This window comes from Pseudomonas fluorescens (assembly GCF_018614775.1).
Taxonomy (GTDB): domain Bacteria; phylum Pseudomonadota; class Gammaproteobacteria; order Pseudomonadales; family Pseudomonadaceae; genus Aquipseudomonas; species Aquipseudomonas fluorescens_BY.
Map to the genome: position 1 here is coordinate 151,491 of NZ_JAGGOF010000048.1, position 24,397 is coordinate 175,887.

The following is a 24,397-nucleotide window of genomic DNA, read 5'->3' on the forward strand; positions in this document are numbered from 1 at the left end:
TCAGTGCAAGGACGGCTTGGCGGCCGGTTCCGAGGTTTTCTTCGTCTCGGTGAACAGCAGCAATGGCGCGACCCGCAGGTACTCCATCACTTCCATGTAGTCGCTTTCGCCGTCATCGGATTCTTCCAGGGCATCCTGGACCTGGGAAATCGCGGCCAGGTCCTGCAACACTTCCTTCGCCTCGTCGCTCAACGCGTACTCGCGGCGGGTCAGGCCGAAACCGGCGAGGAAACCCTGGCACCACTGGCCCAGTGCAACGGCACGCTCGGCCAACGGGGCGTCGTCGGTGGGCAACAACAGGACGACGGTCATGTCGTCGCTGGTCAGCTCACCCTTGACCATTTCCTGCAGGCCGACAAGCGCATTACGGACGTTGTCTGCCGGCTCGCCTTCGAGCAGCTCGGCCGCGTCGGCCAACCAGCCGTCGACTTCGAAACCGGCGCCGGCGCAGCTGCGACCGAGCAGCAGGCCATGCAATTCGGCAGGCGAGACAGGATGACCGCTGGTGCTCAGCAGGGTGGCGAACGCTTGATACGGGGAATTCTGAATGGGCATGGGCAGCTAGGCGCCAGACGGCGCTATGTCTAGAATGGAGGCCTTGTATCCTACATCGCCAGCCTCGCCAAGACTATCAGAGGCTGTGCGACCTGCATTCCCCATCAGACACCCTCTTCAGTGGACACAATGGAAGACAACGACCTGCAAGCGCTGATGGCCAGACTCGAATTGCTAATTGAGCGGGTCGAGCAACTAAAAAGCCAGAACGGACTCTTATTAGCTCAGGAAAAAACCTGGCGCGAGGAACGCGCTCACCTCATTGAAAAAAATGAAATCGCCCGGCGTAAGGTCGAATCGATGATTTCGCGCCTCAAGGCCCTGGAGCAAGACTCATGAGTTCAAGCAATAGCGTTACCGTGCAGATCCTCGATAAAGAATATTCGATCATCTGTCCCCAGGAAGAGCGCAGCAACCTGGTGAGCGCGGCCCGTTACCTGGACGGCAAGATGCGCGAGATCCGCAGCAGCGGCAAAGTCATCGGCGCCGACCGCATCGCCGTGATGGCCGCCTTGAACATCACCCACGACCTGCTGCATCGCCAGGATACGCCGGACGTTCAGATCAGTGGCTCGACCCGCGAACAGGTGCGTGACCTGCTCGACCGGGTGGATCTGGTGCTCGCGACCGATCCGGACGTCAGCAAAGGCTGATTCGCGAGGCAGCCTGGGGTATACTTGCGTCACTCCCTGGGGTGCTTGCCAGTTGGTGATGTCCCTGAGCCGATACGCACAACCACGGAGGTTGCACGTTGGGGCCGGTGTGCATGTCCGCTTGACGGAAAGCCTTAACGCCCCCTGCAACTTCCACCTTGAACTTTCGGGTTCAAGGGCTAAGCCGACAGCGGTTCATCCGGGGAGCCTGAACCCAGACAACGCCAGTGCATACGCACTGGCGTTGTCGTTTCTGGTGAAGGCGTTTCTGAGCGTCCCGTTTTGCGGTTACGCTGTGCCATCGCCGACTCCGTGAAACTCCGACATGACCGAACCTGCGCTGCTACCACGCCCGCAACTTCGACGCCTGCTGCGCCAGGCCCGTCGCGCCCTGACGCCCGCCCAGCAGCGGCAAGCGGCCCAAGGGCTGTACCGGCAACTGGCCCAGCACCCGCTGTTTCGCCGCGCCCGGCACATCGCCCTGTACCTGCCCAACGATGGCGAGATTGACCCACGTCTGCTGCTGCGCGCTGCCCAGCGCCGGGGGAAGGCCACCTACCTGCCGGTGCTCAGCCCCTGGCCGCGGACCAAGATGGTGTTCCAACGCATCCGACCCGGCGAACAGCTGCACCCCAATCGGTTTCGTATCCTCGAACCACGGATGGACCTCGCCCGGCAACGCAAGGTCTGGACGCTGGACCTGGTGTTGTTGCCGCTGGTGGGGTTTGACGATGCCGGAGGCCGGCTGGGCATGGGTGGCGGCTTCTATGACCGCAGCCTGGCGTACCTGGCGCGACGCAGACAATGGCGCAAGCCGACGCTGCTGGGGCTGGCCCATGAGTGTCAGAAGATCGAACGATTGCCACAGGCAAGCTGGGACGTACCGCTACAGGGCACGGTCAGCGACAGGCATTGGTATATTGCATGACAGACGCCGCGACAATCAGCGGCGCCTGGAACACCGGCTCAGCGTTTGAGCGTGGGCGCGGGCTGGGTAATGTCCATTGGCGCCTCGGTCTTGTTGGTCCACAGGCTTTGGGCGTAACCGGTGGTCACGACACCCAGACCGAACAAAATGACCAGAATCCACAACAAATCCGGTTTGCGTTTCATCGATTGCCCCCCTCAAGGCATATCACACACGATGACAGCAGCGGTTTTCTTATTGGCCGTGCAGCAGCGTCAAGCTTGGAGGCCGGCATTTTGCGGCAACCTGCAGCGACACGCAAACTCTGGCGTCAACCGACTGTCGGTTTGTCATAAAATCGCTGAACTATTTTCAGTACACCGCCCAGGAGTAGAGGTCATGGCCTATTGGCTGATGAAATCCGAGCCCGACGAATTGTCCATCCAAGGCCTGGAAAAGCTCGGCTCGGCGCGCTGGGACGGGGTCCGTAACTACCAGGCGCGCAACTTTCTAAGGGCCATGGCCGTTGGCGACCCGTTCTTCTTCTACCACTCCAGTTGCCCGGAGCCAGGTATTGCCGGGATCGGGCGGATCGTCCGGGCGGCCTACCCCGATCCAACGGCGCTGGAACCTGACAGCCATTACCACGACCCCAAGGCCAGCCCGGATAAAAACCCCTGGACCGCCATTGACGTCGCTCACGTCGAGACATTCGCTCACGTGTTGAAGCTCGATTACCTCAAGCAACAGGCTGCGCTGGCCGAGATGCCACTGGTGCAGAAAGGCTCGCGGCTGTCGGTAATGCCGGTGACGGCGCAGCAGTGGGCGGCAGTGGTTGCGCTCAAGCCCTAGATCTCCTGGCGCCCTTCAGTCCGCCATCGCGAGCAGGCTCGCTCCCACACTGGATCCCCCTTCAATGAAGATCCCCCTGTGGGAGCGAGCCTGCTCGCGATGAGGCCCGCCCAGACGATAGAAGCTTTACTGAATGATCAAGTTGTTGAACAACAGATCATCCACCATCGGCTTGCCTGTCTCATCGTTCATCACCTGCTGGGTCTGCTTCAACGCTTCCTGGCGCAACTTTTCCTTGGCCTCCAGGCTATTCATCGTCTCGGTGGTCTGCTGGGCAAACAATGCCACCAGCTGATTGCGAATCAGCGGTTCGTTGGCCTTCACCGCAGCAGCAGCGGCTTCACCGGTGACGCGCAGAGCCACGTCGGCCTTGTAAACCTTCAGCTTCGCCGTACCGTCCAGGCCATAGTTGCCCACGAATGGCGGGCTCAGGGTGAGGTAACTGACCTTCGGCGCCTCGCCTTCTTTCGCTTCCTTGGCCTCTTCGGCCATCGCGGCCACTGGCAATGACAGGGCCAGCATCAACATGATCCACGCTTTCACATTCGACTCCTCATCCGATTTTGCGGCCCAGCATACCGACCCGCCGTTCAAGCACAAGCTTATGGCCGGCTATCAGGGTGGGGCATGCTCGTTGACCCGTTGACTCTCACACCTACACTTATCGGCCATCACTCCCAAAGGAATAGCCCTGATGAAAGCCGTGCTGTGCAAAGAATTCGGCCCCGCCGAATCGCTGGTGCTGGAAGACGTCGCCAGCCCCGTTGCGAAAAAAAATGAGGTACTGCTGGAGGTGCACGCCGCCGGGGTGAATTTCCCTGACACGCTGATCATCGAGGGCAAATATCAGTTCAAGCCGCCCTTCCCGTTTTCTCCCGGCGGGGAAGCGGCGGGCGTCGTCAGTGCCGTCGGCGAAAAGGTCAGCCACCTGAAAGTCGGTGACCGCGTGATGGCGCTTACCGGTTGGGGCAGCTTTGCCGAACAGGTCGCGGTGCCCGGCTACAACGTGCTGCCGATCCCGGTGTCCATGGACTTCAACACCGCAGCCGCCTTCAGCATGACCTATGGCACCTCGATGCACGCCCTCAAGCAACGGGCCAATCTGCAGTCCGGCGAAACCCTGCTGGTGCTTGGCGCATCCGGCGGCGTCGGCCTCGCGGCGGTGGAAATCGGCAAGGCCATGGGCGCCCGGGTAATCGCCGCCGCCAGCAGTGCCGAGAAACTCGCCGTGGCCAAGGCGGCCGGCGCTGACGAATTGATCAACTACAGCGAAACCAGCCTGAAGGAGGAGATCAAGCGCCTCACCGATGGCCAGGGCGCCGACGTGATCTACGACCCGGTGGGCGGCGATCTGTTCGACCAGGCCATCCGCGCCATTGCCTGGAACGGCCGACTGCTGGTGGTCGGCTTTGCCAGCGGACGCATCCCCGAGTTACCGGTGAACCTGGCCCTGCTCAAGGGCGCCGCCGTGATGGGGGTGTTCTGGGGCTCTTTCGCCCAGCGCCAGCCCCAGGACAATGCCGCCAACTTCCAGCAATTGTTCGGCTGGTTCGCCGAAGGCAAGCTCAAGCCGCTGGTTTCGCAGGTGTATCCGCTGAGCAATGCTGCCCAAGCGATCAATGACCTTGGACAGCGCAAGGCAGTGGGCAAAGTGGTCGTGCAGGTGCGTTGAAGGGTCATGGCGGTCCGGCCTGCCGCGCCGGATCGCCAATGGCGTGCCCCACCCCAAAGACCGCGATGCAAGGCGTGAAAACGCCTGAAGCGATATTTCCTACAGCGTCCTTCAGCTCCACCTGAACGACATGTTCACTTAAGAACATTCGTTAGGGAAAATTTCCGCTGTTTATGCGATGAGAAGCAATGCTATTTTCGGTAACGAAACTGTAACATTCGCATCCGCAGTCATAACAAGAAACTGGAGCCCTTGAATGTTTGCTTTCTTTCGTCCTGCCGCACATCAGGCGACCCTGCCTGAAGAAAAAATAGACAGCACCTATCGACGCCTTCGCTGGCAGATTTTCGCCGGGATCTTCTTTGGCTACGCCGGCTATTACCTGCTGCGCAAGAATTTCTCCCTGGCCATGCCCTACCTGATCGACGAGGGCTACAGTCGAGGCCAATTGGGCTTGGCCATGTCGGCCATTGCCATCGCCTACGGCCTGTCGAAATTCCTGATGGGCCTGGTGTCCGACCGCTCCAACCCGCGCTACTTCCTGCCGTTCGGCCTGCTGGTGTCGGCAGGCGTGATGTTCATCTTCGGTTTCGTGCCTTGGGCAACGTCCAGCGTGACCATGATGTTCATCCTGCTGTTCATCAACGGCTGGGCTCAGGGCATGGGCTGGCCGCCCAGTGGACGGACCATGGTGCACTGGTGGTCGCAGAAAGAACGCGGCGGCGTGGTATCAATGTGGAACGTGGCGCATAACGTCGGCGGCGGCCTGATCGGCCCGTTGTTCCTGCTGGGGATGGGCTGGTTCAATGACTGGCACTCAGCGTTCTATGTGCCCGCTGCCGTGGCGCTGGCCGTTGCCGTATTCGCCTTCGTGACCATGCGCGACACCCCGCAATCGGTGGGCCTGCCACCCATCGAGAAATACAAGAACGACTACCCGGAAGGGTACGACGCGAGCCACGAGAACGAGTTCAGCGCCAAGGAAATCTTCGTCAAGTACGTGCTGCGCAACAAAATGCTCTGGTACATCGCCATGGCTAACGTTTTCGTCTACCTGCTGCGCTATGGCGTGCTGGACTGGGCGCCGACGTACCTGAAGGAGGCCAAGGGCTTCACGGTGGACAAGAGCTCCTGGGCATATTTCTTCTATGAGTGGGCAGGCATTCCCGGCACGCTGCTGTGCGGCTGGATGTCGGACAAGATCTTTCGCGGTAACCGTGGCCTGACGGGCATGGTGTTCATGGCCCTGGTGACCGTGGCAACGCTGGTGTACTGGCTGAACCCGGCCGGCCACCCGACCGTCGACATGATCGCCCTGGTGTCCATCGGTTTCCTGATCTACGGCCCGGTCATGCTGATCGGCTTGCAGGCACTGGAGCTGGCGCCGAAAAAAGCCGCCGGTACCGCCGCAGGCTTCACCGGTCTGTTCGGTTACCTGGGCGGCTCGGTCGCGGCCAGTGCTGCCATGGGCTACACCGTGGACCATTTCGGTTGGGATGGCGGGTTTGTGCTGTTGGTTGGCGCCTGCCTGCTGTCAATGGCCTTCCTTGCGCCAACCCTGTGGCACAAGCAAGTTGCCAGTCAAAGCCGCGAAGCGGTCGCCTGATCCAAGGCTGATCTGCAACGCTTGAGCCGCGCCTCCAGATTCCGATCCGGCATGGCGTGGCTGCGCAGAGCGTGGACGGTCTGCTCGACATAATCGCGAGTGGTGCCGTAACGCCCACTGGCGCTTTCGAACACCTGGCTCAGCACATGATCCGGCAAGTTGCCGGCATAGCTGGGCAGGTGCCGTTCCAGCACGAACCCAAGGGCCTGTACGCGGCTGCCATCCTCGAGACGGCAACTGAGCCAGTGAGGACGATAGGACGGCACCGGCATCTCGCGTTGCCACAGGGCAAACAGCGAGTCCTCGAGATTCTCCTCTGGCAGGCGATAAGCGAAGCCGCTGCACGAACCGCCACGATCCAGCCCGAACACCAAGCCAGGCAACTCCGGGGTGCCACGATGTTCGTGAGACCACAGATACAAGCCGCGATGATAACCGTGGACCCGTCCGCGCACCCGCTCCACCGCCGTGCATTCGGGCCGCCAGATCAATGACCCATAGGCGAACAGCCACACCGGCCCACCGTTGTGAAGACTCATGGTCGACTGCATCGAGGCGAGCAATTGCTCACGGGTCAGCTTCGCCCCCAAGTTCAACCGTGGCGGGTAGAGGGCACAGGTAATGGCGGATTCGATTGCGCTCATGGCCGGTAGCGTCTGGCTCCTCGCGGTTTGGAATGTGAAGGGGCGCTCGTCATTCAGTTGACGTTTATTGGGATCAAGGCAAGTTAAATGCCATCCCGCAACCGATATACGTTATCGGTATCTAACCTTAAGACTAAATACCGAAACGAAATATATGAAGTTATATCGCTGGGTAATGTGGTATCCCCTCGCCACAAAAAGCTCACCGAGCCTGGGTTGATGAGTACAGCTCAGGCCCGCGGCGCGTACGCAAACACGTCGGCGCGCATCTGGTGGGCGTCCATTCCCGCCTCCACCAGGGCATCGAGTGTGCCGTAGATCATGGCCGGCGAGCCGCTGGCGTAGACATGCACGTCCGAAAGATCGCTGATGTCCTCGCACACGGCCTCGTGAAGCATCCCGCAGCGTCCTTCCCAGCCGCACAAGTCGCTGACGACTTTGTGCAGAAACAGGTTCGGCAGTTGCTTCCACTCCTCCCAATGCTCGATTTCGTAGAAATCCTCCGGTCGCCGCACGCCCCAATACAGATGCACCGGGTGCTTGAAGCCCTCCGCACGGCAATGCTCGATCAGGCTGTGCATCTGCGCCATGCCGGTTCCCGCGGCAATGAGCACCAGTGGGCCGTCCGGCAGCTCGGACAAGTGCGTGTCGCCAAACGGCATTTCGATGCGCACGTTGGGGTTGCGCCCTAGCTGCTCAAGCAGCGCCCGCGCACTGCTTTCGCGCACCAATACATGCAATTGCAGATCGCGCCCCGAATGCGGTGCGGAGGCCAGGGAGAAGGCCGATTTCTCGCCATTCTCCCGCTCGATCATCAGGTACTGACCGGCGTGATAGCGCGGCGGTTTGCCTGCCGGCGCGCGCAGGCGCACCCGCCAGACATCGCCGCCGACATCGGCGCACTCGGTCACCTGGCAGGCCAGCTTGCGCACCGGCAATTCACCCGGCGACAGCACGCCATCCCACAACACGACGCAATCCTCCAGCGGTTCGGCGATGCAGGTGAAGATCTCACCGTGATCGCGCACCTCGCCAGCCTGCTTCACCCGGCCTTCCACCAACAACGCTCCACAGACGTGGCAGTTGCCGTTGCGGCAGCTTTGCGGGCATTCGTAGCCCAGGCGCCGCGCGCCATCGAGAATCCGCTCGGCGGGCTGTATCTCCAGCACCGCCCCGGAAGGCTGCAAGGTTACACGCATCAATCTATTCCTAACTGATTCCAGATGGCATCGATCCGTTGGGTAACGGCCTCATCCTTGACGATAACCCGGCCCCATTCACGAGTGGTCTCGCCGGGCCATTTATGCGTGGCATCGAGCCCCATCTTCGAACCCAGGCCGGACACCGGCGAGGCGAAGTCAAGGTAGTCGATCGGCGTGTTCTCGATCATGACCGTGTCGCGCTTGGGGTCCATGCGCGTGGTGATGGCCCAGATCACATCGTTCCAGTCCCGCGCGTTGATATCGTCGTCGGTGACGATAACGAACTTGGTGTACATGAACTGTCGCAAAAACGACCAGACACCGAGCATCACCCGCTTGGCGTGCCCTGGATACGACTTCTTCATGGTCACCACGGCCATGCGATACGAACAACCTTCCGGCGGCAGGTAGAAGTCGGTGATCTCTGGAAACTGCTTCTGCAGGATCGGCACGAAGACTTCGTTCAACGCCACCCCGAGAATGGCCGGCTCGTCCGGCGGCCGGCCGGTGTAGGTGCTGTGGTAGATCGGCTTGATCCGATGGGTGATGCGCTCGACGGTGAACACCGGGAAGCTGTCGACTTCGTTGTAGTAACCGGTGTGGTCGCCGTACGGGCCCTCATCGGCCATTTCGCCAGGATGGATCACGCCTTCGAGGATGATCTCGGCGGTGGCCGGCACTTGCAGGTCGTTGCCGCGGCACTTCACCAGTTCGGTGCGGTTGCCGCGCAACAGGCCGGCGAAGGCATATTCGGAAAGGCTGTCAGGCACGGGCGTGACCGCACCGAGGATCGTCGCCGGGTCCGCACCCAGGGCCACCGACACCGGGAATGGCTGGCCGGGGTGTTTTTCACACCACTCGCGATAGTCCAGCGCGCCGCCGCGGTGACTCAACCAGCGCATGATGACCTTGTTGCGGCCAATCACCTGCTGGCGGTAGATCCCCAGGTTCTGGCGATCCTTGTTCGGCCCCTTGGTGACGGTCAGGCCCCAGGTAATCAGCGGCCCCACGTCGCCCGGCCAGCAGGTCTGCACCGGGAGCATGGCCAGGTCGACGTCGTCGCCCTCGATCACCACTTCCTGGCAGATCGCGTCCTTGACGACCTTCGGCGCCATGGAAATGATCTTGCGGAAAATCGGCAGCTTGGACCAGGCGTCTTTCAACCCTTTGGGTGGCTCAGGCTCCTTGAGGAACGCCAGCAGCTTGCCGATTTCGCGCAGCTCGCTGACGGCTTCGGCGCCCATGCCCAAGGCGACGCGCTCCGGCGTGCCGAACAGGTTGCCCAACACCGGAATGTCGTAGCCGGTTGGATTCTCGAACAGCAGCGCCGGGCCTTTTGCGCGCAGGGTGCGATCGCAGACTTCCGTCATCTCCAGCACGGGAGAGACGGGAACCTGGATACGTTTCAACTCGCCGCGCTGCTCAAGCTGCTGCACGAAATCCCGAAGATCCTTGAATTTCATTGAGATGCCACCCCGAAAATAGGCGTACATCCTACCTGCTCCAGCGCTCAAACAGCAGCCCGTGCTTGCGCACAGCGTTCATTATTCGGTCGTGCCCAACAGCAGTGGGGCAAACAATGGACTCAGACGGGTGCTGCCGATGTCAGACAGGTGATCTTCATCCTTGTACTGTGAATAGCCATTGACCTCGATACGACAGACCTCGTCCGGGCACATCAGCGACGCCGGGTCGATGACATGCACGCCGGGATCGGCGGCGCTCATCGAGTCGAACAAGACACTCAGAAAACGCTGGCGCGCCAAGTGTTCCTGAAGCGGGCGACCCAAGCCCTCGGCTGAACGCCCGATCCGGGCCAGGCTGGTCAATCGGCTGATAGTGCCCAGGCGCTGTAGCGGCACCTCCTTGAAGAGCCATACTTGCGCGCCCGTCGCCCTTATCAGCGCCACACGGGCCCTGATCGCGGTCGCCATGCGCGCCTCGGCCTCGGCCCTGCTATCGTGGGGATTGAGCATGTGCTTCTTGTCTCCATCCTCGCGTCCGTAGGCGTAAAGGCTCCAATTGGCCGCCAACACCACATCCCTGATGTGCAGGCTGCGGACCTGCTCCATGGTCCGGTCGTTGAACTCTCTGCACCGCGGTGATTGATCGGCGCTCAAGATCGGCGGGCAGCCACTCATGCTGTAGAGCCACACAGGATGCCCGTCGCGGGTCCCGCTCTTTTCAATCGCCGGCAACAGCGCCGCAGCGTGACTGTCGCCCCAGAACATTTGATTGGCCGCAGCCTCTTTATTCGCGCCAAGCAGGCAGGCCTTGTCCGGCTGTTCGTCGGTAAACCCCAACATGCATTCCATCTGCCCGGCCCGCCACTCCCGCGCCTGCGCATACTCCAGCGCCTTGCCCGTCAGGCGCTGGGGAAAACCATCCGCCGAGCGCACTACCACACCTGCCACCGCCAGCGCAGCCATGGCCAGCCCTGCGCCAATCAGCATCGGCCTACGCCCGGCCAATAAGCGTTTCTCACGAAACGGAAGCTCGACGAAGCGCCAGCTCAGCCAGGCAAGACCCAACGCCAACAGGATCCAACCTACCGCTTCCCAGGGCTGGATACCGTCGACGGATATGGCATTGGCGTAGACGTAGACCGGCCAATGCCAGAGATACAATGAATAGGAAAGCAAGCCAACCCAGACCAGTGCCCGGGCTCCCAACACGCGAGCGACCCAGGTCGAACCGTGCGAGCCCGACCAGATCAGTGCGCAGGCACCCAGCACCGGCAGCGAAGCGGCCCAACCGGGAAACACGGTGGCTTTGTCAAACGTGAAAACCGCCGTCAGCACAGCCGCCAACCCCACCATGCCCACCAGTTGGCAGAGCCACGGACGCACGGCGTGTCGAGGCACAGGCATGACAGCGAGCATGGCCCCACACAGAAGCTCCCAGGCCCGGGTAGGTAGCGAAAAAAAAGCGAGGTCAGGCTTACGGTCGATATAAGCGATATTCAGCCCAAAGGAAATCAGCAACACGGCAAATAGCACCCAGCGCCAATGGCGAACATGGCGCATCAACAATGCCATCAGCAGCGGAAAGAAAATGTAGTACTGCTCTTCAACAGCCAGGGACCATGTGTGAAGCAACGGTTTCAGATCCGAGGCAGGTTCGAAATAACCGTCTTCACGCATGAACAGAATGTTCGACATGAACAGCGACTGATAACGCACCGCCCTGCCAAGCTGCGAAAAGTCCTTGGCCGCCAGCAATAACCAGCCCAGGGCCAAGGCGGCGAGCATGACCACGCTCAAGGCGGGAAGGATGCGCCGGGCACGCCTGGTCCAGAAGTCGATGAAACTGAAACGCTGCGAGCTGATCTCGCGGAACAGGATGCCGGTGATCAGAAATCCGGAGATGACAAAGAAGACATCGACGCCAACGAAACCACCGCTGAATGTGCCGAAGCCAAAGTGAAACAGCACGACCGGAACGACGGCCAATGCCCTTAGCCCGTCGATATCACGGCGATTGCCGAATAAATGCATAACAATCCTTGTCGTTTTAGGTACAGGGTCAATGATGGCAAAAGATATCGGCAACCGGTGAAAGTTATCCAGTATCGATAAAACAAACTTGTCTGCGCATAAAAAAAGCGCCCTATCGAGGGCGCTTTTCTTGCAACGTATTGCTTGTTACTTGCGCTTCATCGACAAGAAGAACTCATCATTGGTCTTGGTCGTTTTCAGTTTGTCGACCAGGAACTCGATGGCAGCAATTTCATCCATCGGATGCAGCAGCTTGCGCAGGATCCACATGCGCTGCAGCTCGTCGTCGGCGGTCAGCAACTCTTCGCGGCGCGTGCCGGAGCGGTTGATGTTGATAGCCGGGAATACGCGCTTCTCGGCGATGCGACGATCCAGAGGCAGCTCCATGTTGCCGGTGCCCTTGAATTCCTCGTAGATCACTTCATCCATCTTCGAGCCGGTTTCAACCAGCGCGGTGGCGATGATGGTCAGCGAGCCGCCTTCTTCGATGTTGCGCGCGGCACCGAAGAAACGCTTCGGTTTTTCCAGCGCATGGGCATCGACACCACCGGTCAGCACCTTGCCGGAGCTCGGGATCACGGTGTTGTAGGCACGGGCCAGACGGGTGATGGAGTCGAGGAGGATCACCACGTCTTTCTTGTGCTCGACCAGGCGCTTGGCCTTCTCGATCACCATTTCGGCAACCTGCACGTGGCGGGTCGGCGGTTCGTCGAACGTCGAGGCAACCACTTCGCCGCGCACGGTACGCTGCATCTCGGTCACTTCTTCCGGACGCTCATCGATCAACAGCACGATCAGATGAACTTCAGGGTTGTTACGGGCGATGTTGGCCGCAATGTTCTGCAGCATGATCGTCTTGCCCGCTTTCGGCGGTGCCACGATCAGGCCACGCTGGCCTTTGCCGATGGGGGCGCACAGGTCGATGACGCGACCGGTGAGGTCTTCGGTGGAACCGTTGCCGGCTTCCATCTTCATGCGCACGGTCGGAAACAGCGGCGTCAGGTTCTCGAAGAGAATCTTGTTCTTTGCGTTCTCCGGACGGTCGAAGTTGATCGTGTCGACCTTGAGCAGCGCAAAATAACGCTCGCCTTCCTTCGGAGGGCGGATCTTGCCAACGATGGTGTCACCGGTGCGCAGGTTGAAGCGACGGATCTGGCTCGGCGAGACGTAGATATCGTCTGGGCCGGCGAGATAGGAAGCATCTGCGGAGCGGAGAAAGCCGAAGCCGTCCTGGAGAATCTCCAGCACGCCATCACCGGAGATTTCCTCGCCGCTTTTCGCGTGCTTCTTGAGCAGGGAGAAAATCACGTCCTGCTTGCGCGAACGGGCCATATTTTCTATGCCCATCTGTTCGGCCAATTCGAGCAGTTCGGTAATCGGCTTTTGCTTGAGTTCAGTCAGATTCATATTAGGAATGACGTAATCATTTATGGAGGGGGGAAATTAAGCTTTTGGCTTAATGAGGCCGCGCCGCGGAGAAGGCGACTGGATCGCGTACTTGTACGAAAGGAGTGCGTCGGCGACGGCTTGCAGGGGGCGCTGGAGAAACCAGTGCGGGGCCGAATGTAACACCTGAATTTGCGAGCGTCTAGCCCTGGTTAACGAAAAAGCCCCGCGTTTTGCGGGGCTTTTTCCGTGACATTCGGCGCTTAGATGTTAGCGTCGAGGAAAGCCGTCAGTTGCGACTTCGACAACGCGCCTACCTTGGTCGCTTCGATGTTGCCGTTCTTGAACAGCATCAGGGTCGGGATACCACGCACGCTATGCTTGGCCGGCGTCTCCTGGTTTTCGTCGATGTTCAGCTTGGCAACGGTCAGCTTGCCCTTGTAGGTTTCGGCAATTTCGTCCAGGACCGGAGCGATCATTTTGCACGGACCGCACCACTCAGCCCAATAGTCCACCAGTACAGCGCCTTCGGCCTTGAGTACGTCAGCCTCGAAGCTAGCGTCGCTAACGTGTTTGATCAGATCGCTGCTCATGGAAATCTCCGGGGTTGTCAGCAAAAAAACGTGCCCCATCATAGCGGCCCTTCCCGGGTTCAGGAAGCCGCAGTTGATTGAGTCTCGCTATGAGCAAAGCCGTAATTGGGTATAACCCAATTTCCCCCCAAGCATATCCGACGAACCGCTTCAGCCACCCGCTGCGCCGAAATCCCCCAACCTCAGCCCACGACGCCCGATAAAGGTGCGAAACGCGGCGCCCGACAACATCCGGTTGTGTGGGAGCGAGCCTGCTCGCGAGACGCTCTGTCAGACGTGGCTGCGCCGGCGCCTTCGCGAGCAGGCTCGCTCCTACAGGGGCTGTGGTGGGCCCGACGCTGGTGAAACCGCAAGAGTCGACCTGGCGCAGATCCCGCTTTTGGCGCAGTCGCGCCGGCTTGGCATGGCCTGTGCTCTGTCACAGCGCAGAAATCACATCGATTGCGGAGATTCGCCATGATCCAGCGTTGCAGCGCCCTGCTCACCGCCCTGTTTGCCAGCCTGATGCTTTGCCAGCTGCCCGCCCACGCCGATGGCCTGGAAGACGTGGTCAAGCGCGGCACGCTCAAGGTTGCCGTGCCCCAGGATTTCCCGCCGTTCGGTTCGGTGGGCCCGGATATGAAGCCCCGGGGCCTGGACATCGACACCGCGAAACTTTTGGCCGACCAGCTCAAGGTCAAGCTTGAGCTGACACCGGTCAACAGCACCAACCGCATTCCGTTCCTGACCACCGGCAAAGTCGACCTGGTGATTTCCAGCCTGGGCAAGAACCCGGAGCGTGAAAAAATCATCGACTTCTCCAGCGCCTATGCGCCGTTCTACCTGGCCGTGTTCGGTCCGCCTGACGCCGCGATCAATGGCCTGGACGACCTCAAGGGCAAGACCGTCAGCGTCACCCGGGGCGCCATCGAGGACATCGAGTTGACCAAGGTCGCTCCCGAAGGCGTCACGATCAAGCGCTTCGAAGACAACAATTCGACCATCGCCGCCTACCTGGCCGGCCAGGTGGACCTGATCGCCAGCGGCAACGTGGTGATGGTCGCCATCAGCGAGCGTAATCCCAAGCGTGTCCCGGCCTTGAAAGTCAAACTCAAGGATTCGCCGGTGTACGTGGGCGTGAACAAGAACGAGCCGGCGCTGCTGGACAAGGTCAACCAGATCCTCGCCACCGCCAAGACCGACGGCAGCCTGGAGAAAAACGCCCAGACCTGGCTCAAGCAGCCGCTGCCGGCCGATCTCTGATCGCCGCCTGAGAGACTCAGCATGGCTTATCAGTTCGATTTCCTGCCGGTGGTGCAAAACACCGAGTTGCTGTTGCGCGGCGCGCTATTCACCCTGGAGCTGACGGCCATCGGCGCGTTGCTCGGGATCAGCCTGGGCATCGTCGGCGCTGCGGTGCGGGCGTGGAACATCCGTCCCTTCGCAGCCATATTCGGTGTGTATGTGGAACTGATCCGCAACACGCCATTCCTCGTGCAACTGTTCTTCATCTTCTTCGGCCTGCCGTCCCTGGGCTTGCAGATTTCCGAATGGCAGGCGGCGGTCCTGGCCATGGTGATCAACCTTGGCGCCTATTCCACCGAGATCATCCGCGCCGGCATCCAGGCCGTCCCCCGGGGTCAACTGGAAGCCGCCGCCGCCCTGGCGATGAGCCGCTTCGAAGCCTTCCGGCACATAGTGCTGCTGCCGGCGCTGGGCAAGGTCTGGCCGGCCCTCAGCAGCCAGATCATCATCGTGATGCTGGGTTCAGCGGTCTGTTCGCAGATCGCCACCGAAGAGCTTAGCTTCGCTGCCAACTTCATTCAGTCGCGCAATTTCCGCGCCTTCGAAACCTACGCGCTGACGACGCTGATCTACCTGTGCATGGCGCTGCTGATCCGTCAGCTCCTGAACTGGGTGGGGCGTCGGTACATTTCCAGGAGCGGCCAATGAGTGATTTCACTTTCTGGGACGTGGTGCGCAACCTGCTCACCGGCCTGCAATGGACCCTGGCGCTGTCGCTGGTGGCGTTTATTGGCGGCGGCGTGATCGGCTTGCTGGTGATGGTGCTGCGCATCTCGAAGAACGCCGTGTCGCGCAATGTCGCCCGCACCTACATCGAACTGTTCCAGGGCACGCCGCTGTTGATGCAGCTGTTCCTTGTGTTCTTCGGCGTGGCCCTGGCCGGGGTGGAAATTTCCCCGTGGATGGCGGCGGCAATCGCCCTGACGCTGTTCACCAGCGCCTATCTGGCAGAGATCTGGCGCGGCTGCGTCGAGGCAATTCCCAACGGGCAGTGGGAAGCCTCCTCAAGCCTGGCGCTCAACCCGCTGGAGCAACTGCGCTACGTGATCCTGCCCCAGGCTCTGCGCATCGCCGTGGCGCCGACCGTGGGCTTTTCGGTGCAAGTGGTCAAAGGCACCGCCGTCACCTCGATCATTGGCTTTACCGAACTGACCAAGACCGGCGGCATGCTCGCCAACGCCACGTTCGAGCCGTTCATGGTGTACGGCCTGGTGGCCCTCGGTTATTTCCTACTCTGCTACCCCTTGTCCCTCAGTGCGCGCTACCTGGAAAGGAGACTGCATGCCTCTGCTTAGAATTTCCGCCCTGCATAAATACTACGGTGATCACCATGTGCTCAAAGGTATCGACCTGAGTGTCGAGGAAGGCCAGGTGGTGGCGATCATCGGCCGCAGCGGCTCGGGCAAATCCACCTTGCTGCGCACCCTCAATGGCCTGGAGTCGATCAACGACGGTGTGATTGAAGTGGACGGCGAATACCTCGATGCCGCCCGCGCCGACCTGCGCAGCCTGCGGCAGAAAGTCGGGATGGTGTTCCAGCAATTCAACCTGTTCCCGCACCTGACCGTCGGCGAAAACGTGATGCTCGCGCCACAGGTGGTACAGAAGGTTTCCAAGGCCAAGGCGTCCGAGCTGGCGCGGCAGATGCTCGAACGGGTCGGCCTGGGCGAGAAATTCGATGCCTTCCCGGAGCGCCTGTCCGGCGGCCAGCAGCAGCGGGTCGCAATTGCCCGTGCCCTGGCGATGTCACCGAAAGTGCTGCTGTGCGATGAGATCACTTCGGCCCTGGACCCGGAACTGGTCAGCGAAGTGCTCAGTGTGGTGCGGCAACTGGCAAAGGAAGGCATGACCCTGATCATGGTCACCCACGAAATGCGCTTTGCCCGGGAAGTGGGCGACAAGTTGGTGTTCATGCACCAGGGCAAGGTGCATGAGGTGGGCGATCCCAAGGTGTTGTTCGCCGAGCCGCAGACGGCGGAGCTGGCGAACTTCATCGGGATGGTCGAGCCGGTTACCTGACGCTCAGTGGTGGGGCACCAGCTCGAAGCGTCCGCGACCATCAATCAGCGTTTCATCTCGTACCCGGGTCGCGCTCGCGGGCAAGTAGGTCTCGATCTCGACTTGAGCGGAAAACATCCGCCCCTGGATGGGCGCCCCGCCCCGCCTCGCAACCAGCGTCTGCCCGGGCAACATACGGCTGCTCTGTTCCAGGGAGCGAGCGCGCCCCTGGAACAGTTCAACCGCCTGCCCGTCCAACCGGGGCCGCTTGAGGTCTAACGTGAAACTGCCCTGGAGCCCCAGGCTGAAGGCCTCGGGGCCGGCGCCAGGGCTGTCGAAACGCAAGGCCATCGCGGTGGGCTGTGGGCAGACCACGTTGAGGTTCAGGGTCCGCTTGCCAAGCGCCAGCGCTGTCTCGCCCGGCTGCTCGACCAGCAGCTCGCCCCGGTGCAGACGACCATAATCGACCCGATCCTGGCTCAGCGACACAGTGCATTGTTCAGCCTTCGCTGGGCTCGCCAGCAGCAGCCCCAGGCAGAACAGACTCCTGGGCAGAAGCCATTGCCTCGGATGATGGAAAGTCGCGACATACCGCCGAAGCGGTCTCATAAGGGAGATCTTCATCATTGTTTTCCATGAGTTCGAATTGAAGCTGACACGTCCTGGAACCGGACAACGCTACTTTCAGCGCCTGCTGCTCGTTGATATCGCTAAGGAAAATCATTCCCTCGCCGGCCACGCTGGTCAGGAAGTCATCGTTTGCCGTCAGTACCGAGACACCCTGTGGCAGCGCAGCGCCGCTTTCGTCCCGCGCCTGAAGCAACAGCCGGCGTACGTTGAGCACCGAGAAATCGACGGCGTTGAACGAGCCACGCCCCGCGCTCAATACCTTGGTTCCGTTCTGGATATCCACCCGCTTGGGCAGTGATCGGGTGTCCAGTTCGACACGACTGTTGTTGTAGGCGGGCAAGCTGGCGATCACCGCCCGTCCCTGCGAGTCGGTCCATACCGGGCCTTGGGGCGTGTTGATCCGGGCGCCGGGAACACCGTCCACCGAGGCGACGCCGAAGGTTTCCTGGACCCGGTAAGGGGAAAAAGTCACCCCGTTTCCATGGGCGACGACCCCACCCCTGAGGTAGCCGTTGTAATGCGTGTTGAAACGGTCCTGGCTGGCCCCAAGCCCGACCTGCGCATAGCGCGGCAAGGCGTTGAAACTGGCGCGTGCCTGGGATTGCGGATGGTTCAGTCCTTGCTCGTGCCCCACTTCATAGTTGAGGTAGTCGCTTAAGCGTTCACTGTAGGCGGCCGCCACGGTGGAACGGCTGCCCTGATGCGTCAAAGAAGAACGGGCGCGCCGGTCCTTGCCCAGCGGCACGCTGACTTGCAGGCGGACCGACACGCCATCGTCGTACGCGCTTGACGTGCCCATCGCCGAGTCAACGTAGGCACTCACGTTCGCGTGTTTGAACGATTTGTTCCACCCGCCGTACAAGCGTGCGTACGTCTGGTTATCGAACTGCGACGACTGCGTGTAACCCACCGAGAAACCGCCCAGCACCGGATCGGACCACCCGAGCCCCGCCGTGTACTGATCCTTGAAACGCGACGCGTGGAAATCCACCCGATCGTCCTTCTGATCGACAGCGTGAATCTGCGAGACCTCGCGATAACCCAACGTCTGCCGGGTCACGCTCAGTGACAGGTCAAGGTTGTCGGCCAATGAGGTGCTCAGGGACAGACTGCTCCGCCCGCCCGACTTGCCGCTGGCCTTGTCATGCGAAACGTTGCCCCGCACGCCGACCGCGAGTCTGGCCATGGGTCGAGCATCGAGCCCAAGGCCCAGCGCCTGGTAATTCTGCGCACCCACCAGGCCGCTACTCAAGGCGGAATCGCGCCCGATGCCCCAGGTTGCGCTGCCCATCGCCAGCAATGGCTGCTCACCTTCATGTGCCCCCGAAGCCCGCGCCTGGCCCAGGGAAAGGTAATAGCCCGACAGAGCAGGCGCCATGCCCTGAAAAGACGCCGCTGGCACAACGAAGCGCTGCTCTGCGCCGTTTTCTTCGATCACGCTCACTTCAAGGTCGCTGGTGCCGTTGAGCAGCGGCAGCTGGATGAGCCTGAAGGGGCCTTGCGGAACCAGCGTGGTATAAATCAACGCACCGGACTGGCGGACTTCCACACGGGATTGGCTCAGGGCCAACCCTTCCACCACGGCGCCGTTCGAACCATCGCTGCGCTTTACACCGTCGGGGAAGAACTGAAAGCCGGAGAACTGGACACCTCCGAACACCGGGCTGTTACTGGAAAGCTGCCCGGCCTGGAAGGTCGACCGCAACGCCAGCACGTCGCGCTGGGCATAGGCGTACAAATGCTCGCTGTTCTGCACGCCGTTGATCGAGGTGTAGAGCTGGCGACTGCGGACGATCCAGTTCCCCAGATTAACGCCGGCCTCGGTGGCCGCGGACAGGTAACGGTTGCCACCGCCTGAGCTTGATTGGCTATCGAGGCCCAGCACATCGTAATTGAGCAAGCCTGCCAGGCCGCCCTGGGAAAATGCGCCCTCGGCAAATCCCGGCTCTCGCAATGCCTCGCTCGGCACAACCAACGCAACCTCCTCGCGACTGGGGAGCAGGTTGACGACAGTGTTGGGAAACCGGGCCAGGAAGTCATGACACGCCTCGTCACCCGCTCCTCTCCCTTCGATGACCGCGGCGGGCACTTGCACACTGGCCTTTTCAAGCAGACTTCGGGTGAAACACAACTTGCCCTCGCGGTCAAATCGCGCCTCGGTCAAACCCAGCGGATTGCCGTTGACCCTGAGGCTGACCACCTGGGAGCCCTCATGGAAACGTGGGGCGGTGCGAAAGTAGTCCGAAACGCTAGGATCGATCCCTCGGGAAGAAAGAATCGAGGTATCGAACTGGGCAAATGAACGGTCGGCAGGGCCTCGATCCTGCGCATACACCTGGCTGCCGGCGTCACAGCAGATCGCCGCGGACAAGGCCAGGCCGCACGACCAGCGCCCCGCCCCCGCCGCAACCCATCGCCCCTCACCGCGGCGCAAGCCAGGGCGTGGCACGGCATGCGTGAACTTCATCATCGATGCACGACCGGCGCATCGAAGTTGCCAATCGCAAACCCGTACAATGTCGCGGGCTGGATCGTGACCGAAGTGACCGCCGCTGCGGGCTCCTTGAGCTCGGCAGTCAGGGTTTCGCCCGGCAAGACGTAGGTGCGCGGCAGGGACACCGAGGTGTTGGCCGGACTCAGATGGACTCGCTCGGACAAGCGTACGACGTAAGGGCTGTCGTTCTGGACCGCCAGGCGTTCACCCTCGACAGTCCATTTCAGAAGCTCCCACGGTGCCGAATGCCGAGGCAAACCCTTGGGATGAATGATCAGCGGCAGGTTATGCCGGATGTTGATGCCCACCGTGGCACCGCCCTCGGGTTTCTTCTGGGGGATTCCTTCGAAAGTGACACGCTTGTATCGCTGGGTCTTGAGCGGCTCCTTGAATGCCCCGACCAAACGAATCAACTGCGTTTCACCGGCATCGACCCGCACCACCGGCTGCGTCACGATCACCGACAGGTCGGGGTCTTCGGGGATGTGTTCAACTTTCGAATGAAGCAGCGTGGGGCCGGCATCCGTATTGGTCAGGTTGATGCTGGCTTGACCATGCTCTTCATAAAAAATCACCACCGTGGTTTCCGGTTGCATGCCGGCGGCCATGGCCGGGGCACCTGTACAACAACTCAGGTACAGCGCTGCACGCAGGGCCGATCCAAGTTTCAATGAGAAATCCGACACACACGTTCTCCCACCACGAATCGAGTTCGTGGAGCGATATATAGGTTTGGATAATCGGGCTCGGAACGGCCACATCCTGATGCCTGACCTGGTTGTCAGCATCCATCAGCAGCGCAGAGCCCATACGCCTGGCGAAGAGCCAGCCCCTGGATCGGGGCTGGCCGTGCCATTTAGATGTAACTCAACTCCAGCGTCGCGCTGCCATCTATTTGCAGGTCTTCCGACACAACGAGCTCAGTCGTGTTGTTGATCGCGGCTTCGATTACCAACTCACCCGAGACGGTTGTCAAAAGGTGCGGGCTATTGGCCGCATTGGGAGACCACGAGAGAAGATATTGAGGATGGCTACGCATAAAATCGCTAGCACCGAACCAGTTGCCTGCGCCACCGCGCAGGATGGTTTTGAAATCGGAGTCCCCGTCTACAGCATAATTACGAACATGCAGGCTGTAGGCGCCGATCTTATCGCCGTCCGCGTTTGCGCCCAATCCGAAACTGTTGGTTGGAGTAGCAAGTCCAGGATCGATCACCGCCATGGCTTCATGCTTTTTGCTGGCGGCTCGATTATCGTTAGCGGTCAAACCGACAAGTGTCGGTCCATCACAGGTGATGTTGAATGCCGTACTCAGCTTGTTCAGTTTGGTGTAGTCAACAGAGCTCAAATCCTTGACACTGATTCGACCATAATCGACAGCCGTAGTAGGAATATTCAGCGAACAACTGCCAGGGATAATACTGCCCGTCACCTGCAAATCAGCCGCCTGCACCTGAGTGCACGCTAAAACTAGGGCACCGATGGCGGCCAGTCCAAATTTATTCTTCATTTCCATTTCCTTCAAATAACATCAACTTGATGCCAGCTGTCCCACGTCAACTTGAAAAGACGCAGCAACTAACATCACGGCGAAATTGCCGGGCGAAAGTATCGGGAAAAACTTCTTAAAGATAAGCAGGAAACATCATCATAAACCGTAGGAAACTTCTACCAACCACAGAACAACAGAAACTTTCCTACATACACTACTTATAAGACTGTCACTCGTAGACATTCGACCGCATCCACCGATGGCAAGGGTCGCTCGTAACATGAGAAAGTGGCCGCCGGCCTCATAACCTTGCCGGGCGATCCATTTCAATCAGCACAGCCCCGTAAAGAACCAGCCCCGGAGCCGGGGCTGGCATCGACATCAAATGTAGGCCAGCTCCAGCGTCGCGTTGCCATCGATCTGGATATCTTCCTGCACGACAAGCTCAGTCGTATTGTTGATCACTGCTTCGACTTCAAGCTCACCTGTAACCCTTGTCAAGAGTTGCGGGTCATAGGCCCTGATAGGCGCCCAACTTAGAACCGTCCGATCGTTGCGCACAATATCACCAGCCCCCATCCAGGAATTGCCAATCTTCATGATTGTTTGCAGATTGGTGTTCCCGTCCACAGAGTAATTACGAACGTGCAGACTGAAGGCCCCGATCTTTGCGCCATCGGCATTCGTGCCCAACCCATAGCAATTGACGGGCAATGCGAGCATGGGGTCGTCAAGCACCGTCATGACAATAGATTTCTTGCTGGCAACCCGATTATCGACAGCGGTCAGCCCGACCAACGTCGGGCCGTCGCAGGTAATGTTAAACGGCGTATTCCGCTTACCCAAGCTTGTGTAATCGATAGGACTCAGATCATTGGCACTGATTCGTCCGTAATCGACAGCCAAAGTAGGAATATTCAGCGAGCAACTGCCTGGAGAGATACTGCCTGCCACCTGCAAGTCAGCCGCTTGCACGTGAGCGCAGGCTAAAACGAGCGCAACGACTGCAGCCAATCCAAATTTATTTTTCATTTCCACTTCCTTCAAACAGCATTTGATGTCAATCCTGCAACACCCGGAATTTCCTTATTCCAGCCACATGCTAATAAACATATGGAGTTTCGTCCTGATTAGAAAAGAGGTTACAACCGCATCATGGCGAAATTGCCCGGCGAAGTATCTGGAAAAAGCACTTAAAGATAAGCAGGAAACATCATCATAAGACGTAGGAAACCTCTACCTCCTGTAAAACGGCAGACACTTTCCTACGTATATTTCTTGCACGCGGCAAAAACTGTCGCTGACCGAAACCCAACCGCATCCGTTGGCGGCGACGATCGATCGTGGCAGGATGGCAAGGTTATCGACCGAGACTTTTTGCCCATGCCGCCATCCCAAGCCAAGAATCTGTCCCTGATCGCAGCCATAGACCTGGGCTCCAACAGCTTCCACATGGTCGTCGCCAAAGCCCAGAACGGGGAAATCCGCATTCTTGAGCGGCTCGGCGAAAAGGTCCAACTGGCCGCCGGCATCGACGAAGAGCGCAAGCTGAGCGAAGAATCCATCCAGCGCGGGCTCGATTGCCTCAAGCGTTTTGCCCAACTGATCAACGGCATGCCCCTGGGCGCCGTGCGGATCGTTGGCACCAACGCCCTGCGCGAGGCGCGCAACCGTGGCGAGTTCATCCGCCGTGCCGAAGAGATCCTCGGCCATCCGGTGGAAGTCATCTCCGGTCGGGAAGAAGCCCGCCTGATCTACCTCGGCGTCTCCCACACCCTCGCCGATACCCCGGGCAAGCGCCTGGTGGCCGACATCGGCGGCGGCAGTACCGAATTCATCATCGGCCAGCGCTTCGAACCCCTGTTGCGCGAAAGCCTGCAGATGGGTTGCGTCAGCTACACCCAGCGGTATTTCCGTGACGGCAAGATCACGCCGGCCCGCTACGCCCAGGCCTACACGGCGGCGCGCCTGGAAATCATGAGCATCGAACACGCCCTGCACCGGCTGACCTGGGATGAAGCCATCGGCTCCTCCGGGACCATTCGCGCCATCGGCCTGGCGCTCAAGGCCGGCGGCCATGGTACCGGCGAGGTCAACGCCGAGGGCCTGGCCTGGCTCAAGCGCAGGGTGTTCAAGCTGGGCGACTCGGACAAGATCGATTTCGAAGGCATCAAGCCCGACCGCCGGGCGATTTTTCCGGCGGGTCTGGCGATCCTCGAGGCGATCTTCGACGCCCTTGAGTTGCAACGCATGGACCACTGTGAGGGCGCCCTGCGTGAAGGCGTGCTCTATGACCTGCTGGGCCGCCATCATCACGAAGACGTCCGTGAACGCACCCTGGGCTCGCTCATGGAGCGTTATCACGTCGATCAGGAGCAGGCCGCCCGGGTCGAGCGCAAGGCATTGCATGCCTTCGACCAGGTGGCTGACGATTGGGACCTGAACGACGGTGTCTGGCGCGAACTGCTCGGCTGGGCCGCCAAGGTCCATGAAGTGGGCCTGGACATCGCCCACTATCACTACCACAAGCACGGCGCCTACCTGATCGAGCACTCGGACCTGGCGGGTTTCTCCCGCGAGGACCAGCAAATGCTCGCGCTGCTGGTGCGTGGGCACCGCCGCAACATTCCCAAGGATAAATTTGCCGAATTCGGCGATGAAGGTATCAAGCTGATCCGCCTGTGTGTGCTGCTACGGTTCGCGATCCTGTTCCACCACATCCGCGGCACCCAGGAAATGCCCCAGGTGGCCCTGCGCGCCGACGGCGATCAACTGGACGTGATGTTCCCCGACAACTGGCTGGACGAGCACCAACTGACCCAGGCCGACTTTGCCCAGGAAGCCGAGTGGCTGACCCGGGTCGGGATTGTGCTGAACATCCACTGATAGCCCGCTACAACACAGTGCCCTGTGTGGGAGCAACTGTCTTGAT

General features: G+C 60.3%; 25 protein-coding genes and 1 other RNA gene. 12 read left to right on the forward strand and 14 right to left on the reverse strand.

The window, feature by feature from the left end:
• Positions 1-555 (reverse strand): YecA family protein, encoded by a 555-nt coding sequence (locus J7E36_RS14200; protein ID WP_215003892.1) that lies wholly within the window; start codon positions 553-555, stop codon positions 1-3.
• Between the two features lie 129 nt (positions 556-684).
• On the opposite strand from J7E36_RS14200, the gene J7E36_RS14205 reads away from it, so the two are divergent.
• The 4 genes from J7E36_RS14205 to J7E36_RS14220 all read left to right on the forward strand — a co-directional run bounded on the left by J7E36_RS14205 (position 685) and on the right by J7E36_RS14220 (position 2,136).
• Positions 685-894: a TIGR02449 family protein gene (locus J7E36_RS14205; protein WP_042731580.1), complete on the forward strand. Its 210-nt coding sequence runs from the start codon at positions 685-687 to the stop codon at positions 892-894.
• A complete protein-coding gene (locus tag J7E36_RS14210; protein WP_215003894.1) occupies positions 891-1,208 on the forward strand; it encodes a cell division protein ZapA in 318 nt (105 codons plus the stop codon). The genes J7E36_RS14205 and J7E36_RS14210 overlap by 4 nt, the downstream gene beginning before the upstream one ends.
• A 30-nt stretch (positions 1,209-1,238) precedes the next feature.
• Positions 1,239-1,418, forward strand: a non-coding RNA gene (gene ssrS, locus J7E36_RS14215) — 6S RNA.
• Positions 1,419-1,533: 115 nt separating this feature from the next.
• On the forward strand, positions 1,534-2,136 hold the full coding sequence (locus J7E36_RS14220; protein WP_215003896.1) for a 5-formyltetrahydrofolate cyclo-ligase: 603 nt from the start codon (positions 1,534-1,536) through the stop codon (positions 2,134-2,136).
• A 38-nt stretch (positions 2,137-2,174) separates the two neighbouring features.
• Here J7E36_RS14220 and J7E36_RS14225 read toward each other — a convergent pair whose 3' ends face one another.
• On the reverse strand, positions 2,175-2,321 hold the full coding sequence (locus tag J7E36_RS14225; protein WP_215003898.1) for a hypothetical protein: 147 nt from the start codon (positions 2,319-2,321) through the stop codon (positions 2,175-2,177).
• Between the two features lie 193 nt (positions 2,322-2,514).
• Here J7E36_RS14225 and J7E36_RS14230 point away from each other — a divergent pair, with 193 nt between their 5' ends.
• On the forward strand, positions 2,515-2,967 hold the full coding sequence (locus J7E36_RS14230) for an EVE domain-containing protein (protein ID WP_215003900.1): 453 nt from the start codon (positions 2,515-2,517) through the stop codon (positions 2,965-2,967).
• Positions 2,968-3,093: 126 nt separating this feature from the next.
• Here the strand turns inward: J7E36_RS14230 and J7E36_RS14235 are convergent, their stop codons facing one another.
• Positions 3,094-3,510: a flagellar basal body-associated protein FliL gene (locus tag J7E36_RS14235; RefSeq protein WP_215003902.1), complete on the reverse strand. Its 417-nt coding sequence runs from the start codon at positions 3,508-3,510 to the stop codon at positions 3,094-3,096.
• A 151-nt stretch (positions 3,511-3,661) separates the two neighbouring features.
• Between J7E36_RS14235 and J7E36_RS14240 the strand changes: the two genes are divergently transcribed.
• Together J7E36_RS14240 and glpT are read left to right on the forward strand one after the other, a co-directional pair.
• Positions 3,662-4,639 carry an NADPH:quinone oxidoreductase family protein gene (locus J7E36_RS14240; RefSeq protein WP_215003904.1) on the forward strand — a complete coding sequence of 326 codons (978 nt, stop codon included), beginning with the start codon at positions 3,662-3,664 and terminating at the stop codon, positions 4,637-4,639.
• A gap of 256 nt (positions 4,640-4,895) precedes the next feature.
• On the forward strand, positions 4,896-6,245 hold the full coding sequence (glpT, locus tag J7E36_RS14245; protein ID WP_215003906.1) for a glycerol-3-phosphate transporter: 1,350 nt from the start codon (positions 4,896-4,898) through the stop codon (positions 6,243-6,245).
• On the opposite strand, the gene J7E36_RS14250 is transcribed toward glpT, so the two are convergent.
• The 6 genes from J7E36_RS14250 to trxA form a co-directional block, all read right to left on the reverse strand.
• Positions 6,221-6,889 (reverse strand): gamma-glutamylcyclotransferase, encoded by a 669-nt coding sequence (locus tag J7E36_RS14250; RefSeq protein ID WP_215003908.1) that lies wholly within the window; start codon positions 6,887-6,889, stop codon positions 6,221-6,223. The two genes, glpT and J7E36_RS14250, sit on opposite strands and share 25 nt — an antisense overlap.
• Before the next feature lie 230 nt (positions 6,890-7,119).
• Positions 7,120-8,088 carry a CDP-6-deoxy-delta-3,4-glucoseen reductase gene (locus J7E36_RS14255; protein ID WP_215003910.1) on the reverse strand — a complete coding sequence of 323 codons (969 nt, stop codon included), beginning with the start codon at positions 8,086-8,088 and terminating at the stop codon, positions 7,120-7,122.
• Positions 8,088-9,554: a 4-hydroxy-3-polyprenylbenzoate decarboxylase gene (ubiD, locus tag J7E36_RS14260; protein ID WP_215003913.1), complete on the reverse strand. Its 1,467-nt coding sequence runs from the start codon at positions 9,552-9,554 to the stop codon at positions 8,088-8,090. Before ubiD ends, J7E36_RS14255 begins: the two co-directional genes overlap by 1 nt.
• Positions 9,555-9,635: 81 nt before the next feature.
• Positions 9,636-11,588: an acyltransferase family protein gene (locus tag J7E36_RS14265; protein ID WP_215003915.1), complete on the reverse strand. Its 1,953-nt coding sequence runs from the start codon at positions 11,586-11,588 to the stop codon at positions 9,636-9,638.
• Positions 11,589-11,735: 147 nt separating this feature from the next.
• Positions 11,736-12,995 carry a transcription termination factor Rho gene (rho, locus tag J7E36_RS14270; protein ID WP_057712815.1) on the reverse strand — a complete coding sequence of 420 codons (1,260 nt, stop codon included), beginning with the start codon at positions 12,993-12,995 and terminating at the stop codon, positions 11,736-11,738.
• 242 nt (positions 12,996-13,237) lie between these two features.
• The gene (trxA, locus tag J7E36_RS14275; protein WP_215003917.1) at positions 13,238-13,567 is read right to left on the reverse strand and encodes a thioredoxin TrxA; all 330 of its coding nucleotides are present in this window, start codon (positions 13,565-13,567) and stop codon (positions 13,238-13,240) included.
• A gap of 456 nt (positions 13,568-14,023) precedes the next feature.
• Here trxA and J7E36_RS14280 point away from each other — a divergent pair, with 456 nt between their 5' ends.
• Genes J7E36_RS14280 through J7E36_RS14295 form a run of 4 tightly spaced genes read left to right on the forward strand, consistent with a single transcriptional unit; the run spans position 14,024 to position 16,870 of the window.
• The gene (locus J7E36_RS14280; RefSeq protein WP_215003919.1) at positions 14,024-14,809 is read left to right on the forward strand and encodes a transporter substrate-binding domain-containing protein; all 786 of its coding nucleotides are present in this window, start codon (positions 14,024-14,026) and stop codon (positions 14,807-14,809) included.
• Between the two features lie 21 nt (positions 14,810-14,830).
• The gene (locus tag J7E36_RS14285; protein WP_215003921.1) at positions 14,831-15,499 is read left to right on the forward strand and encodes an amino acid ABC transporter permease; all 669 of its coding nucleotides are present in this window, start codon (positions 14,831-14,833) and stop codon (positions 15,497-15,499) included.
• The gene (locus J7E36_RS14290) at positions 15,496-16,146 is read left to right on the forward strand and encodes an amino acid ABC transporter permease (protein WP_215003923.1); all 651 of its coding nucleotides are present in this window, start codon (positions 15,496-15,498) and stop codon (positions 16,144-16,146) included. Before J7E36_RS14285 ends, J7E36_RS14290 begins: the two co-directional genes overlap by 4 nt.
• Positions 16,133-16,870: an amino acid ABC transporter ATP-binding protein gene (locus J7E36_RS14295; protein ID WP_215003925.1), complete on the forward strand. Its 738-nt coding sequence runs from the start codon at positions 16,133-16,135 to the stop codon at positions 16,868-16,870. Before J7E36_RS14290 ends, J7E36_RS14295 begins: the two co-directional genes overlap by 14 nt.
• Positions 16,871-16,873: 3 nt before the next feature.
• Here the strand turns inward: J7E36_RS14295 and J7E36_RS14300 are convergent, their stop codons facing one another.
• The 5 genes from J7E36_RS14300 to J7E36_RS14320 all read right to left on the reverse strand — a co-directional run bounded on the left by J7E36_RS14300 (position 16,874) and on the right by J7E36_RS14320 (position 22,497).
• Positions 16,874-17,338, reverse strand: coding sequence for a hypothetical protein (locus J7E36_RS14300; protein ID WP_215003927.1), 465 nt, complete (start codon positions 17,336-17,338; stop codon positions 16,874-16,876).
• A 10-nt stretch (positions 17,339-17,348) separates the two neighbouring features.
• Complete coding sequence (locus J7E36_RS14305; protein ID WP_231286421.1) at positions 17,349-19,949, reverse strand: fimbria/pilus outer membrane usher protein; 2,601 nt, start codon at positions 19,947-19,949, stop codon at positions 17,349-17,351.
• Positions 19,946-20,644 carry a fimbria/pilus chaperone family protein gene (locus tag J7E36_RS14310; RefSeq protein WP_269216556.1) on the reverse strand — a complete coding sequence of 233 codons (699 nt, stop codon included), beginning with the start codon at positions 20,642-20,644 and terminating at the stop codon, positions 19,946-19,948. The genes J7E36_RS14305 and J7E36_RS14310 overlap by 4 nt, the downstream gene beginning before the upstream one ends.
• A 185-nt stretch (positions 20,645-20,829) precedes the next feature.
• On the reverse strand, positions 20,830-21,483 hold the full coding sequence (locus J7E36_RS14315) for a DUF1120 domain-containing protein (RefSeq protein ID WP_215003931.1): 654 nt from the start codon (positions 21,481-21,483) through the stop codon (positions 20,830-20,832).
• Positions 21,484-21,846: 363 nt separating this feature from the next.
• The gene (locus tag J7E36_RS14320; protein ID WP_215003933.1) at positions 21,847-22,497 is read right to left on the reverse strand and encodes a DUF1120 domain-containing protein; all 651 of its coding nucleotides are present in this window, start codon (positions 22,495-22,497) and stop codon (positions 21,847-21,849) included.
• Positions 22,498-22,848: 351 nt separating this feature from the next.
• On the opposite strand from J7E36_RS14320, the gene ppx reads away from it, so the two are divergent.
• Positions 22,849-24,351, forward strand: a complete 1,503-nt coding sequence (ppx, locus tag J7E36_RS14325) for an exopolyphosphatase (protein ID WP_215003935.1) — start codon at positions 22,849-22,851, stop codon at positions 24,349-24,351.
• Positions 24,352-24,397: the final 46 nt, after the last annotated feature.

Coding starts and splice junctions, on each gene's coding strand:
- J7E36_RS14200 (WP_215003892.1), bottom strand. CDS start 555: ATGCCCATTCAGAATTCCCCGTATCAAGCGTTCGCCACCCTGCTGAGC.
- J7E36_RS14205 (WP_042731580.1), top strand. CDS start 685: ATGGAAGACAACGACCTGCAAGCGCTGATGGCCAGACTCGAATTGCTA.
- J7E36_RS14210 (WP_215003894.1), top strand. CDS start 891: ATGAGTTCAAGCAATAGCGTTACCGTGCAGATCCTCGATAAAGAATAT.
- J7E36_RS14220 (WP_215003896.1), top strand. CDS start 1,534: ATGACCGAACCTGCGCTGCTACCACGCCCGCAACTTCGACGCCTGCTG.
- J7E36_RS14225 (WP_215003898.1), bottom strand. CDS start 2,321: ATGAAACGCAAACCGGATTTGTTGTGGATTCTGGTCATTTTGTTCGGT.
- J7E36_RS14230 (WP_215003900.1), top strand. CDS start 2,515: ATGGCCTATTGGCTGATGAAATCCGAGCCCGACGAATTGTCCATCCAA.
- J7E36_RS14240 (WP_215003904.1), top strand. CDS start 3,662: ATGAAAGCCGTGCTGTGCAAAGAATTCGGCCCCGCCGAATCGCTGGTG.
- glpT (WP_215003906.1), top strand. CDS start 4,896: ATGTTTGCTTTCTTTCGTCCTGCCGCACATCAGGCGACCCTGCCTGAA.
- J7E36_RS14250 (WP_215003908.1), bottom strand. CDS start 6,889: ATGAGCGCAATCGAATCCGCCATTACCTGTGCCCTCTACCCGCCACGG.
- J7E36_RS14255 (WP_215003910.1), bottom strand. CDS start 8,088: ATGCGTGTAACCTTGCAGCCTTCCGGGGCGGTGCTGGAGATACAGCCC.
- ubiD (WP_215003913.1), bottom strand. CDS start 9,554: ATGAAATTCAAGGATCTTCGGGATTTCGTGCAGCAGCTTGAGCAGCGC.
- J7E36_RS14265 (WP_215003915.1), bottom strand. CDS start 11,588: ATGCATTTATTCGGCAATCGCCGTGATATCGACGGGCTAAGGGCATTG.
- rho (WP_057712815.1), bottom strand. CDS start 12,995: ATGAATCTGACTGAACTCAAGCAAAAGCCGATTACCGAACTGCTCGAA.
- trxA (WP_215003917.1), bottom strand. CDS start 13,567: ATGAGCAGCGATCTGATCAAACACGTTAGCGACGCTAGCTTCGAGGCT.
- J7E36_RS14280 (WP_215003919.1), top strand. CDS start 14,024: ATGATCCAGCGTTGCAGCGCCCTGCTCACCGCCCTGTTTGCCAGCCTG.
- J7E36_RS14285 (WP_215003921.1), top strand. CDS start 14,831: ATGGCTTATCAGTTCGATTTCCTGCCGGTGGTGCAAAACACCGAGTTG.
- J7E36_RS14290 (WP_215003923.1), top strand. CDS start 15,496: ATGAGTGATTTCACTTTCTGGGACGTGGTGCGCAACCTGCTCACCGGC.
- J7E36_RS14295 (WP_215003925.1), top strand. CDS start 16,133: ATGCCTCTGCTTAGAATTTCCGCCCTGCATAAATACTACGGTGATCAC.
- J7E36_RS14305 (WP_231286421.1), bottom strand. CDS start 19,949: ATGATGAAGTTCACGCATGCCGTGCCACGCCCTGGCTTGCGCCGCGGT.
- J7E36_RS14315 (WP_215003931.1), bottom strand. CDS start 21,483: ATGAAGAATAAATTTGGACTGGCCGCCATCGGTGCCCTAGTTTTAGCG.
- J7E36_RS14320 (WP_215003933.1), bottom strand. CDS start 22,497: ATGAAAAATAAATTTGGATTGGCTGCAGTCGTTGCGCTCGTTTTAGCC.
- ppx (WP_215003935.1), top strand. CDS start 22,849: ATGCCGCCATCCCAAGCCAAGAATCTGTCCCTGATCGCAGCCATAGAC.